General features: G+C 41.9%; 12 protein-coding genes. 7 read left to right on the plus strand and 5 right to left on the minus strand.

Going from position 1 to position 13,158, the window contains the following annotated elements:
- From AC37HE_RS03240 to AC37HE_RS03260, 5 genes are all read right to left on the minus strand, one after another.
- Window positions 1-1,019, minus strand: a 1,019-nt coding sequence (locus AC37HE_RS03240) for an MFS transporter (protein ID WP_500781346.1), incomplete at its 3' end; no start/stop codon positions are given.
- A 183-nt stretch (window positions 1,020-1,202) separates the two neighbouring features.
- Window positions 1,203-1,871, minus strand: coding sequence for a bifunctional 4-hydroxy-2-oxoglutarate aldolase/2-dehydro-3-deoxy-phosphogluconate aldolase (locus tag AC37HE_RS03245; protein ID WP_500781347.1), 669 nt, complete (start codon window positions 1,869-1,871; stop codon window positions 1,203-1,205).
- An 82-nt stretch (window positions 1,872-1,953) separates the two neighbouring features.
- Entirely contained in the window at window positions 1,954-2,991 is a 1,038-nt protein-coding gene (locus tag AC37HE_RS03250; RefSeq protein ID WP_500781348.1) for a PfkB family carbohydrate kinase, read from the minus strand.
- Between the two features lie 101 nt (window positions 2,992-3,092).
- Window positions 3,093-4,493 (minus strand): glucuronate isomerase, encoded by a 1,401-nt coding sequence (uxaC, locus tag AC37HE_RS03255; protein ID WP_500781349.1) that lies wholly within the window; start codon window positions 4,491-4,493, stop codon window positions 3,093-3,095.
- Window positions 4,494-4,520: 27 nt separating this feature from the next.
- On the minus strand, window positions 4,521-5,768 hold the full coding sequence (locus AC37HE_RS03260) for a tagaturonate epimerase family protein (RefSeq protein ID WP_500781350.1): 1,248 nt from the start codon (window positions 5,766-5,768) through the stop codon (window positions 4,521-4,523).
- Window positions 5,769-5,917: 149 nt separating this feature from the next.
- Between AC37HE_RS03260 and AC37HE_RS03265 the strand changes: the two genes are divergently transcribed.
- From AC37HE_RS03265 to AC37HE_RS03295, 7 genes are all read left to right on the plus strand, one after another.
- Window positions 5,918-7,090, plus strand: a complete 1,173-nt coding sequence (locus AC37HE_RS03265; RefSeq protein ID WP_500781351.1) for a LacI family DNA-binding transcriptional regulator — start codon at window positions 5,918-5,920, stop codon at window positions 7,088-7,090.
- Window positions 7,077-7,928, plus strand: a complete 852-nt coding sequence (locus tag AC37HE_RS03270; RefSeq protein ID WP_500781352.1) for an SDR family oxidoreductase — start codon at window positions 7,077-7,079, stop codon at window positions 7,926-7,928. The genes AC37HE_RS03265 and AC37HE_RS03270 overlap by 14 nt, the downstream gene beginning before the upstream one ends.
- A 50-nt stretch (window positions 7,929-7,978) precedes the next feature.
- Entirely contained in the window at window positions 7,979-9,058 is a 1,080-nt protein-coding gene (locus tag AC37HE_RS03275; RefSeq protein WP_500781353.1) for a sugar kinase, read from the plus strand.
- 103 nt (window positions 9,059-9,161) lie between these two features.
- Window positions 9,162-10,451 (plus strand): nickel-dependent putative hexonate epimerase, encoded by a 1,290-nt coding sequence (locus AC37HE_RS03280; protein ID WP_500781354.1) that lies wholly within the window; start codon window positions 9,162-9,164, stop codon window positions 10,449-10,451.
- Window positions 10,452-10,528: 77 nt separating this feature from the next.
- A complete protein-coding gene (locus AC37HE_RS03285) occupies window positions 10,529-11,533 on the plus strand; it encodes a Gfo/Idh/MocA family protein (RefSeq protein WP_500781355.1) in 1,005 nt (334 codons plus the stop codon).
- 117 nt (window positions 11,534-11,650) lie between these two features.
- Complete coding sequence (gene pdxB / locus AC37HE_RS03290) at window positions 11,651-12,781, plus strand: 4-phosphoerythronate dehydrogenase PdxB (protein ID WP_500781356.1); 1,131 nt, start codon at window positions 11,651-11,653, stop codon at window positions 12,779-12,781.
- Window positions 12,782-12,817: 36 nt separating this feature from the next.
- A partial coding sequence (locus AC37HE_RS03295; RefSeq protein WP_500781357.1) for an NAD(P)-binding domain-containing protein occupies window positions 12,818-13,158 on the plus strand: 341 nt, incomplete at its 3' end.

The raw sequence follows: 13,158 nt of genomic DNA on the forward strand, positions 1-13,158 counted from the left end.
ATCAACAACATTGAAGTCATACGAGCTTTATAAGCTTCCCAACCTTTATTCATAAACTGCAATGGAATTGCACCACCATAAACAGAACCTACAATGGCAATACCATAAACCACAAAAGTCGCAATCATCACCGTGTACTTTGTTTCTTCAGGTGACAAACCAACACAGAATTGTTGTTTAATGTAAGTTGGCAACCAGAATAACAAGAACCACCAAATACCGTCAGTCAGGAACTTACCAACAACAAATGACCAAGTTTGGCGATAGCTCAACATTTTACCCCATGGCACTTTCGTTTTTACTTCTTGAGTATCTGAAGCATACTCATCATCACTGTGAATATAGTCGAATTCAGCTTGGCTAATTCTCCCCTTTTCCAACATTTCTTTAGGGGCACCATATAATTTTTTCCAGAATATCAACCAGATAAAACCAATCACACCGGTAATGATGAAGGCCATTTGCCAGCCATGTAAAACACCAAGGAATAAGTGACCACCTTCAGCAGTTGGGTACCAGGCATACAAAATCAATGGAATGATCAAGGCACAAATCATTGCACCAACATTCGATCCTGAGTTAAAAATACCGGTTGCCAATGCACGTTCCTTTTTAGGGAACCACTCGGCAACTGTTTTAATAGATGCAGGGAAGTTACCTGCTTCACCGGCTCCAAAAAGAGCACGAGCGAAGTTATGTGCAACCAAACCATGTCCCATAAAGGCACTTAAAATACCAGCAACGGACCAGGTTGATAAGGCAAATACCATCCCTAGTTTAGTTCCGATTTTATCAATAAACCATCCAGCAACTAAGGTAAAGCCAGCGTAAAATGCCGTAAAGATTGATGTCAGGACAGAGAAGTCGGTTGCGGACCAACCGAAACCTTCGACTGAACAGAAATAGTCTTTCAGATAACCGATGACGTTCCTGTCCATGTAGTTGATTGTCGTTGAAAATAACAAGAGGGCAGCAATCGTCCACCTGTACTTTCCAACAGATACTTTTGTTTTATTCATTCTAGTTTATTTTTGCTTGTTTATATTGATTGACTGAGAATTTTATTAGCTATATAACTATCTATCCGGTAATGCTATCATTGATCAAATAATAAGCATAACCGGATAAATTAATTTTAGGAGGAAATACGCTTCAAAAGCATATTTCCCCTAAATATCTCAATTCAAATCGAATTATTCAAATTACTTGTATTTCTGAGCAATCGCAATTGCTTCAGCACACTTGGCTGTAATGAAAGCCCAATCCTTTTTAGCCAATACATCAGCCGGGAATAATTGAGATCCCATACCAACACAGTGAACTCCTGCTTTAAACCATCCGCTCATGTTTGCTTCGTCTGGAGAAACACCACCGGTAGGCATAATGCTGGCGTAAGGCATTGGTCCTTTGACAGCTTTTACGAAATCAGGTCCGCCAACTGCCGAACCAGGGAATACTTTTACAACTTCACAACCCAATTCATGAGCACGAACAACTTCAGTAACTGAACCACAACCTGGGCTCCAAGCCACTTTACGCTTGTTACAGATACGTGCCATTTCTTCGTCAACAATTGGTGCAACGATAAAGTCAGCACCTAACTGGATGTACTGTGCAGTTGTAGGTCCATCGATAATAGAACCAACACCCAACATCATTTCAGGACATTCAACAGCAGTCCACTTTACCAATGCTGTAAATACTTCGTGTGCAAAATCGCCACGATTGGTGAATTCGAATACACGGATTCCACCTTCGTAACATGCTTTTACAACTGATTTACAAATTTCAATGTCTTTATTATAGAATACTGGGACAACGCCAGTTTCTTTCATTTTAATTGCTACTTCAATTCTGGAAAAACGAGCCATAACTAATGTTTGATATGTATTAAAAAACGATATGTATTAAAAGTCAAAAACCCCCTCCTTCATTTTGGAGGGGGTCAAAAATTTATCGAGATACACGCCCTGAAGCGTCTCCACCCATCAATTTTTCAACCTCTGCAACTGTTACACGGTTGTAGTCGCCATAGATTGTATGTTTCAAACATGAAGCAGCTACAGCAAAGTTCAATGCTTTTTGATCATCTTCGGTGTAAGTTAATAAACCGTAGATCAAACCACCCATGAAAGAGTCACCCCCACCTACACGGTCGACAATGTGTGTAATTTGGTATTGCGGAGATTCATATAATTTTTCACCATCAAACAGAACACCAGCCCAAGAGTTGTGGTTAGCGTTAACTGATCCGCGTAAAGTTGTAATTACTTTTTTCACACGAGGATATTTCGCCATGATTTGTTTTGATACCGACTCGTAAGCAGCACCTTCAACATGACCACCAGTTACGTCAACACCTTCAGGATGGATATCCAAAGCCATTGCTGCATCTTCTTCGTTACCTAAAACAACGTCAGTTCCTGCAACCAAAGCAGGCATAACATCGCCGCAAGCTTTTCCGTATTTCCACAAGTTTTTACGGTAGTTCAAGTCACATGAAACAGTAACGCCCATTTCGTTTGCAATTTGAATAGCTTCCAAACAAGCATCAGCAGCACTTTGTGAAATTGCAGGAGTAATACCTGTCCAGTGGAACCATTTTGCATCTTTGAAGATTTCTCTCCAGTTTACCATACCTGGCTTAATTTCGGCAATTGCAGAATGGGCACGGTCGTAAACCACTTTTGATGCACGGCTAACAGCTCCGGTTTCCAGGAAATAGATTCCTAAACGGTCACCACCCCATACGATGTTGTTTGTACCAACACCATACTTCCTCACATCCATACGGCAGGCTTCGCCGATGTCATTTTTAGGCAAACGAGTTACAAATTCTACATCAAGACCGTAGTTAGCCAATGAAACGGCCACATTTGCCTCACCACCACCATAAGTTGCAGTGAACGTATCGGTTTGTGCAAAACGTAAATAACCAGGGGTTGCTAAACGCAACATGATTTCTCCAAATGTAACAACTTTCTTATTCATATTATTTCAACATTTAATTTCTTGTGCAATCGATTGCAAAGATACAACTCTTTTTGAATCTTCCAAGATTTGTGCAATCGATTTCACGTTATTCGGAATGACTAAAAATTAAAGTATTCCTTCGCGTTGTTGAAACAAATATTTTCGACCATACTTCCCAGCAATTCCATATCGTAAGGAACCTCTCCGTTTTCAACATCAGTACCCAACAGGTCACATAGTGTACGACGGAAATATTCATGGCGAGTATAAGACAGGAAGCTGCGAGAGTCAGTTAACATCCCTACGAAACGGCTCAACAATCCTAAGTTTGAAAGCGCGTTCATCTGCTTTGTCATACCATCTTTCTGATCCAGGAACCACCAACCTGATCCGTACTGGATTTTTCCAGGTACAGAACCATCCTGGAAGTTACCCAACATAGTTGCGTACAATTCGTTATCACGTGGGTTCAGGTTATACAGAATTGTTTTAGTCAATTTATTTTCCATATCCAGACGATCCAGCAATTTAGCCAAAGGCGCAGCAACAGGAACGTCGCCAATTGAATCGAAACCGGTATCAGGGCCTAATTTATTGAACAAACGAGTGTTATTATTACGCTGTGCACCAATATGGAACTGTTGTGTCCATCCGCGTTTGTGATCCATTACTCCAAACTCATACAACATGCATGATTGGAATTTCAGGATTTCTTCATCAGTTAATGAAGCACCGCCTCGGATTTTAGTAAAGATTGCACTGATTTCTTCTGCAGTGTAAGCCTCAGCAAAAGCAGTATCCAAACCGTGGTCAGACAAACGACAACCGTTTTCGTGGAAAAATTCGTGACGTTTATCCAAAGCAGCGATCAAGTCACCGAATGTTTTGATGTCCAATCCGGCAGCTTTTTCCAGCTGAGCCATGTAATCATTGAAGAATGCAGGATCAGCAACCATCATGGCTTTATCAGGACGCCAAGCCGGCAATACAGCAACTTCGAAATCTGACGCTTTAATTTGTTTGTGATATTCCAGGTTATCAACCGGATCATCTGTTGTACAAATTGTATTCACATTCGCTTTACGAATCAAACCACGTACGCTATACTCAGGAGTGTTCAACAAACGATTACATTCGTCGTAAATCTCTTTTGCAGTAGCCGGGCTCAATAACTTTTCAATACCGAAGAATTTCTTCAATTCCAGGTGTGTCCAGTGATACAAAGGGTTTCTCAATGTGTGAGGCACTGTTTCTGCCCATTTTTCAAACTTTTCCCAGTCTGTTGCATCACCTGTACAAAAGCGTTCGTCAACGCCATTTGTACGCATCGCTCTCCATTTGTAGTGGTCGCCATACAACCAAACTTCTGTAACCGTTTTAAACTGGCGGTCTTCTGCGATATCTTTAGGGTTGATATGACAGTGGTAGTCAAAAATTGGCATTTTAGCCGCATACTCGTGGTACAATTTCTGAGCGGTTTCTGTTTTCAACAGAAAATTCTCATCCATAAACTTTTTCATCTTCCGATCTTTCTTGATTTTTGGTTTTTATAAATTGAATAACCGTTTTAAATGACGGTCATAAATGTTTTCTTCAACACAGCTGCCAACAACATCAGCATATTTTTCCAACAGGCCAACGTACTTATCACCCAGTTCAGCAGCAACTTTATAGCCAACATGGATCAACTGACGGAAATTAGAATTGTATTCCGAATGACCGGGAATGTGACGCAGGGAGTTCGCGAATTTCTCACCACTCCACCCGGCAACTTCCTCAACTGTTGGCAATTTACTATCATCAATATCGATTACATCAGCATAAGGAGCACAAAGTTCATCTTTACGGCCCAATGCATTGGCATAAATTTCTTTGGCAACCTCCAGAGCATCATCACCTGCAAGTGCCAAACCAATTACTTCTTCCAACCAGGTTGTTCCAGCCGTTTTAATGTGTAAGCCTTTATCGTGCTTCTTCAGCAAATCGGCCATAATTGGATAGATGGTAAACTTATCACTACCTGAATGAACACTCAACTTCAGTGTTTCAGGTAAACCAAAGTGTTTAACGGCATAATCAATCACCATCAGGTCTGCTTCAAATTCTTTCGTGAACTGAACAGTGTCACCAACATAGTCTACGCCTTTGTTGAAACGACCAGTAAACTTAGGAGCAAACGTTTGAGCAGGGATTTCCTGATCGGCAATCATTTTCAAAATAAAGAACATATCCACCGGAGTTTGAGGCAATTCAACCTCATCCATAGATACTTCTGTAATAAAATTATCTTTCCCTTTTACGGACTCAATATGACGATAAATTTTTCCGGCCTCTTTAATGGCTGCTAAGAATTTGCCGGCAACTTCTTTTAAAAGGTCATCGGTGACGATAATTGGTTCGTCAACTCCAGGAATCTTAATTTCAGTCCCCAGAGGCTTGCATGATTCAATAAATGCTGCTACTTCTTCATCTGATGATGCATTACCAATATACATGGCAACATCCAAGGTAAAGAAGTCCGAAACATCAACAAAACGGTCTACATTAGTCAGGTTGATATGATCAGCATCAACGCAATATTGACCATTCCAGCCTAAAGCTTTCACAGCCGCATCTGCCTCCTGACGAGTTTGAATAGGTTCGGAGTGAATTGTATTGTGCTCACGGTTCGACTTATTCCAAACCGGAGTTACTTCAACACCTTGAGCATTAGCTTTCATTAAAGCTTTCAACTGTGCTTCACCCTGGTGAGCGAAGCGATCGCCAACGCCGAAACTGTACTTTCCTATTTTCATAACCGAATTAAATTTAGTGTTTGACTAATTTTATTTTGAACAAGACTGCAAAAAACAACCGTGTTCGCACACGAAAATAAAACATATATTTATGCGAAGCAATTAATATCAGTCAATTTCATCAAAACATGTTTTAGAATATATTTCCCGTGTACGAACACGAAAATATCAAATTTTCTGTAAATTTGTTTTCACCGGAAATTAATTGTCAACTTAAAAATATAATTGCCATCAAGACCACTAAAAGAATACGGATTAAGGACATTGCTGAAAAGGCCAATGTGTCGATCGGTACTGTCGATCGGGTAATCCATAACCGAGGAGAAGTAAATGCCGAAACCAAGGCAAAAGTACTAAAGATTTTGGAAGAGCTTGATTATCGGCCCAATTTACTGGCAAGTACGCTTGCCTCAAAGAAAACACACGAATTCGCAGTTCTTTTGCCGGAAGTCGCAAACAAGGATGCCTACTGGAACAAACCGTTAAATGGTGTCCGCGAAGCAGCAATGGAACTTCAACAATACGGCATTTCAATTAAACTCCATCAATTTTCGCAAAACGATCCTGCTTCGTTTGCCGAAAAAGCGAAGTTGATCATGGGAAGTAAACCCGAGGGAGTTGTATTAGCCCCTTTCTTCTATCGCGAATCGAATGAATTTGTTGAAAAACTAAATGCGAAGCAGATTCCTTTTGTTTTTATCGACTCCAGCATTTCGGGCAGAAACAAACTAAGCTTCATCGGCCAAAACTCATTTCAAAGCGGAATGTTGGCAGCCAAGCTTTTTGACTATTCCCTGCCTCCGGATGCAACAATTTTGGTTATTCACTTTGGGAAAGAGCTGGACAATCAAAACCACCCAAAACAACGGGAAAAAGGGTTTTACAATTACTTTGAAACCAAAACAGGTGAAGCCTTTGAACAACTTTATTCATTTGAAATTGAAAATGCAAATGATCCTCACTTCTTCGACATGATCGACCATAAGATCAAAGAAATAGGCGGTGTCAGCGGAATATTCGTCACCAACTCACAAGTGCATCGGATCGCAGAGTATTTGGTCACCCGAAATATTCAACATGTTCGTTTAATCGGGCATGACCTTGTTCCTAAAAATGCCGAATTTCTACGTTCCGGAGTCGTTGACTTTTTAATTTGCCAACGACCAGAAGAACAAGGCCACCAAGCAATTCAAGCCCTTTTCGATCACATTATTTTAAAGAAACAGGTGAGAACAGACAACTACACCTCAATTGATATCGTAACCAAGGAAAACCTGGACTATTATAAAGAATTTAATCTAAGCAATTATGGAACCAATTAGTTTTAATGATCTCTCAGGAAAAGTATGCGTAGTAACCGGTGGCTATGGTGTTTTAGGCATCGAAATGGTGAAAGCACTGGCCTCGGTCAAGGCTAAAATTGCCATTTTAGGTCGAAACAAAGAAGCTGCCGATAAAGCTGCCCAGGAAATTAGTTCAACTTACGGCACAACAGTTATCGGGGTCAAAGGTGATGTTTTGGATCAGGAATCGCTCCAGGCAGCCAAAGTGATTATCAACGATCAGTTAGGTGATATTGATATCCTGATTAACGGAGCCGGCGGTAACAGTCCTGCAGCAACAACCAAAGTTGAAGAACTAACAGAGAGCAATATCGATAAGCTTGAAGATTCTTTCTTTGGATTGAAGATGGAAGGTTTCGACCATGTTTTCGACCTCAACTTCAAAGGGACCTTGTTGCCAACAATGGTATTTGCCAAGGACATGATTAAAAACCGCAAAGGGGCTATACTGAATATCACATCAATGAATTCGTATAAACCACTAACCAAAATCCCGGCATATTCTGCAGCAAAAGCAGCAGTTAATAATTTCACAGAGTGGCTGGCTGTTCACTTTGCCAAAACCGGAATCCGTGTTAATGCCATCGCCCCGGGCTTCTTTATCACCGATCAAAACCGGTTCCTTGTAATGGACGAAAAAACAGGCAATTACTCGGCACGTGGCCAAAAAATTGTTAACGGCACTCCGATGGGAAAATTCGGCGATGCTGATGATATGCACGGAGCAACACTCTTCCTGTTATCTGATCTGGCTAAATTTATTACAGGAATTGTAATCCCGGTTGATGGCGGTTTTAATGCATACAGCGGAGTTTAAATCACTCACTTTTTTAGCAATAATTGAAATACAATCTATAGTTTGACATTATGAATCTTCAATTAAAAGAAAATTTCAAATATTCATTATTGGTACCTACCAGTATGGGGGTACGAATCACTCCGGTAAACGGACAACCGGTTCACAGCAGTAACTTGTTCGAAATGCAGGCTACAAGTGCCGAAACCAATGTTGCAAGTATTGCTTCATACCTGGGCCTGCCGGTGAAAGTACTCACAACGTTCGTTAAAGGAAGCCCGATCGCGGCGTTCATTAAAAGTAACCTGAATGCACGTCACATGGATTACGAAGGACCGGAAGTAGCTCAAGGTGATCCTTGGGGATATCGTCACCAGTTCAATATTGCCGACAGTGGCTTTGGCTCTCGCGGACCTCGCGTACAAAATGACCGTGCCGGCGAAGTTGGCCGTACTTTAAATGTAAAAGATTTCGATCTGGAGCGTATTTTCGGAGAAGAGGGTGTCCAAATTGTACATCTTTCAGGTTTAATCGCTGCCTTGTCGCCCGACACAAGTGAGTTCTGCCTTCAAATAGCCCGTACGGCAAAAAAATACGGAACGCTAATTTCCTTCGACCTGAATTACCGCGCTTCATTCTGGAAAGGACGTGAAGAAGAATTGCGAAAGAATTTCACGGAGATTGCAGAAGCTTCTGACATTTTGATTGGAAACGAAGAAGACTTCCAATTGTGTTTCGGCATAAAAGGTCCGGACGCAGGCGGAAAAGCAATTAATGACGAAATTGAAGAATTCAAAGGCCTCATCAATAATGTTAAGAAGGCTTTCCCTAATGCCAAGGTTTTTGCCACAACACTACGCCAGGTAATTAGTACCAATGAACACCTTTGGGGTGCAGTTTTGCGGGCTGGCGACGATTGGCAAATCGTTGAACCTCGTAAAATAAATGTGCTCGACCGCATTGGCGGTGGCGACGGCTTTGTTGGAGGTATGCTCTACGGAATCCTGAAGGGCTGGGACAGCGAAAAATGGCCTCAGTTTGGCTGGGCAACAGGCGCACTGGCAACAACGTTCCTGACCGACTATGCTCAACCAGCCGATGAAGAAATGGTTTGGAGTATTTGGCAAGGCAACGCTCGCGTAAAAAGATAAGCACGAAGCCTAAACAACGAGCAGTCTACTTTGGTTATATCTTATACAAACCAAAGTAGACGCTTGGGTTTGCATCGGTTTAAATCGTTAAATCGTAAATACTATGATTTATTATGAAATTGGCTCAACGAGCCACGAGTTAAGCAAAGACGATCTGAAAAAAGGTTTGTTTGCAGCACTCGACCAACTAAACGGAGTAAACAAGGTTTTGGCGATTCCGCCGGACTATACTCGCTTACCAAGTCGTTCGGGCGACTTAACAGAATTAACCTGGGAATATTACGGGGATAAATTAACCGACGTGCTTCCGGCATTAGGAACCCACACCCCCATGACCCCGGAACAAATCCATCACATGTTTGGCAAGCTACCCGAATCATTGATTCGACCTCATGACTGGCGCAACGATGTTGTAACAGTGGGCACAGTACCTGCCGAATTTGTGAAAGAGGTTTCAGAAGGTGCAGTGGAATTTCCATGGCCGGCACAAGTCAATAAACTTTTAATCGAAGGTAATTTCGACCTGATCTTATCCATCGGGCAGGTTGTTCCCCACGAAGTTGTTGGAATGGCTAACTACAACAAAAATATTTTCGTTGGCACCGGCGGTTCGGAAGGGATCAACAAAAGCCATTTCATTGGTGCCGCTTATGGTATGGAGCGCATGATGGGACACGCTGATACACCAGTGCGTAAGGTTTTCAACTATGCATCGGACAATTTCACGCAAAATATGCCTATCCTGTACGTTCAAACCGTCGTTGGTCTGGATAAAACAGATGGCAAAGTAAAGTGTCGTGGACTGTTCATCGGCGACGATTTCGAGGTATTCGATAAAGCAGCCAAATTGTCGTTGGAGGTCAACTTTGAAATGCTTGACCGCCCTTTGAAAAAGGTTGTTGTTTGGCTCGATCCTACTGAGTTTAAATCAACTTGGCTAGGGAACAAATCGGTTTACCGGACCCGCATGGCTATCGACGACGATGGAGAGTTGATTGTCTTAGCCCCCGCCTTAAAAGAATTTGGCGAGGACAAGATCATTGATGGTTTAATCCGCAAGTACGGCTATTTTGGCACGCCCCAAACTTTGAAAGCGGTCGAAGAAAATCAAGAGCTTCAGGATAATCTGGGTGCAGCAGCTCACTTAATCCACGGTTCATCAGAAGGTCGTTTTTCAATTACTTATTGTCCGGGGAAAAAGCCAGGAAATTTGACAAAGGAAGAAATTGAAAGTGTCGGCTTTATTTATGGTGATTACGATGAAGTTACTGAAAAGTACAAGCCGGAAAAACTAAAAGATGGCTTCAATCTAATGCCCGACGGTGAAGAAATTTTCTACATCTCAAATCCAGCTATCGGCTTATGGGCCTACCGGGAGAGATTTAAATATTAGCATACAAATCTTCAGATCTCCGATTTTCAAACTTACAACAGTTGAACTTGGAGCTCGAAATTTGAAAACTCAAAACTGTGAACCAAAAACTTGAAACTGTAAAATGGGGTATCATTGGCTGTGGTGATGTTACCGAGGTAAAAAGCGGACCAGCATTTCAAAAGACAGAGCATTCGAAATTGATAGGAGTAATGCGCCGCAATGCAGAAAAAGCGGCCGATTACGCACACCGGCATGGAGTTCCAAAGTGGTATTCCGATGCCGACCAGTTAATCAACGATCCGGAAATAAACGCGATTTATGTAGCGACACCACCGGGGACGCATGCCGCATATGCCATCAAAGCAATGCAGGCAGGTAAACCTGTTTATGTGGAAAAGCCTATGGCTACTAATTACAAGGAATGTCGTGAAATGCTTAAAGTTTCACAAGAAACTGGTATGCCGCTCAATGTTGCCTACTACCGACGAACACTCCCCGCCTATTTAAAGGTGAAAGAGTTTATCGACCAAGGAGTCATCGGAAAGGTACTAACTGTTTCAATTGTACTTCACAAAGCAGCAGAAGAGCGTGATCGTAGCCCCATAGCACATGACAATTGGCGGGTTGATCCCGAAACTGCAGGCGGAGGATTATTTTATGACCTGGCCTCACACCAATTCGATTTTCTCGATTTTCTTTTTGGCCCTGTAACAATGGCAAAAGGTTTGGCCTGCAACCAAGCCGGGTATTATCCTGCAGAGGACACCGTAACTGCAGCATTTAATTTTGAAAATGGTGTTACCGGAACAGGCAACTGGTGTTTTGTGGTCGATCAATCGGCAGAGCAAGACAAAATTGAAATTACGGGCACTAAAGGCAAATTGAGCCTTCCTTGCTTTATGCACGGAGATGTTGAGTTAACAACAACAAAAGGAATCGAACACTTCGGATTTACAAACCCTGTAAACATCTCACACAATTTGGTTAAAAATGTTGTGAAGTCACTGCGAGGTGAGGAAGAATGTGTTAGCACCGGAGAAACTGCGGCCCGAACCAATGCCGTTTTAGAAGAAATTGTAAAAGAATATTACACAAAATAGTGAAAAACAGAACATTCAGCATAGACAAACTTTCTAACCTAATATATTTAGCAGGAGATCAAAGAATAAAGTTTATGAGAACGATGTTTCTTGTTGTTTCATTTTATATTTGGAAACATGAAATTCATTATCGACGATAAAATACCTTACATCAAAGGGGCCCTGGAGCCTTTTGGTGAGGTGATCTACCTTCCGGGAGCAAAAACAACTACTGATATCGTAAAAGATGCCGATGTTCTGGTTACCCGAACACGAACAAAATGCAATGAAGATCTGCTAAGTGGCTCAACCGTAAAATTTATCGCTACAGCCACCATTGGCTTCGACCATATAGATACGAATTACTGTGCCGAAGCCGGAATTAAGTGGACCAATGCTCCGGGATGCAATAGTAAATCGGTTGAACAATACATAGCCTCTACCCTCTTTGTTCTGTCCGAAAAACATAAGTTTGAATTAAAAGGTAAAACGATTGGCGTAGTGGGTGTTGGTCAGGTTGGCTCAAAGGTTGCCCGGTTCTGCGAACTTATTGGGATGAATGTTCTCCTGAACGACCCTCCACGAGAACGAAAGGAAGGAGCCGGGAAATTCGTTTCGATTGAAGAAATTCAACAAAAAGCAGACATCATCACCTTGCACGTTCCATTGAACATGGCAGGTGAAGATGCGACTTATCATCTGGCTAACGAGCAGTTTTTCAATCAGCTTCCGAATAAGCCTTTTGTTATCAACTCTTGTCGGGGTGAAGTTGTCGATAGTCAAGCGGCAAAATCGGCGCTCAATCAAAATAAAATCAATGGATTGATTCTGGATTGCTGGGAAAATGAACCGGATATTGATCTGGACTTGCTCGCTGCCTGCGATATTGCAACGCCGCACATTGCCGGCTACTCCAAGGATGGAAAAGCAAACGGCACAAGTATGAGCATTCAGGCCATCAGTCGATTTTTCAAATTGGGGGTTGATGACTGGACTTCACCAAATATTGAGCTTCCGGAGCAAACAAAAATCAAGCTTGATGGTTTCATGTGTACCGAGGAGCAAATCATTGGCAAAGCAATTCTGTCAACTTACGACATTCGTCAAGATGATGCTGCACTACGGGCAAACGTTCAGAATTTTGAAAAGTTAAGAGGCGATTATCCTGTTCGACGCGAATTTCCGGTATTCACTGTGCTTACCGAAAATGTACCGGCTGAAACAATCGAAAAACTCAAGACCATCGGATTTCAAACTGAGCAAAAATAATTCAGATTTAAAGGAAATAAATTCAAAGTAATAAAAATGAAAAAATTAGCAGATATTGGCTTAATCGGGTTAGCTGTAATGGGCGAAAACCTGGTTTTGAACATGGAAAGCAAAGGCTATACAGTAGCCGTTTACAACCGTACTGTTGAAAAAGTTGACAAATTTGTTAACGGTCGCGGTGCCGGTAAAAATTTCATCGGAGCTCACTCTATTGAAGATTTAGTTGCTTCCCTGGAAAAACCACGCAAAGTAATGATGCTGGTAAAAGCCGGTCAACCGGTTGACGATTTCATCGAATTATTAATTCCTCATTTAGAACCGGGTGACATCATCATCGATGGTGGTAACTCACACTTCCCTGATTCAATTCGTCGCAC

Source organism: Mangrovibacterium sp. (genome assembly GCF_059905295.1).

Excerpts from the sequence above, each read along its gene's own strand:
- AC37HE_RS03280 (WP_500781354.1), top strand. The coding sequence starts at position 9,162 with ATGATTTATTATGAAATTGGCTCAACGAGCCACGAGTTAAGCAAAGAC.
- AC37HE_RS03250 (WP_500781348.1), bottom strand. The coding sequence starts at position 2,991 with ATGAATAAGAAAGTTGTTACATTTGGAGAAATCATGTTGCGTTTAGCA.
- uxaC (WP_500781349.1), bottom strand. The coding sequence starts at position 4,493 with ATGAAAAAGTTTATGGATGAGAATTTTCTGTTGAAAACAGAAACCGCT.
- AC37HE_RS03245 (WP_500781347.1), bottom strand. The coding sequence starts at position 1,871 with ATGGCTCGTTTTTCCAGAATTGAAGTAGCAATTAAAATGAAAGAAACT.
- AC37HE_RS03270 (WP_500781352.1), top strand. The coding sequence starts at position 7,077 with ATGGAACCAATTAGTTTTAATGATCTCTCAGGAAAAGTATGCGTAGTA.
- AC37HE_RS03260 (WP_500781350.1), bottom strand. The coding sequence starts at position 5,768 with ATGAAAATAGGAAAGTACAGTTTCGGCGTTGGCGATCGCTTCGCTCAC.
- pdxB (WP_500781356.1), top strand. The coding sequence starts at position 11,651 with ATGAAATTCATTATCGACGATAAAATACCTTACATCAAAGGGGCCCTG.
- AC37HE_RS03275 (WP_500781353.1), top strand. The coding sequence starts at position 7,979 with ATGAATCTTCAATTAAAAGAAAATTTCAAATATTCATTATTGGTACCT.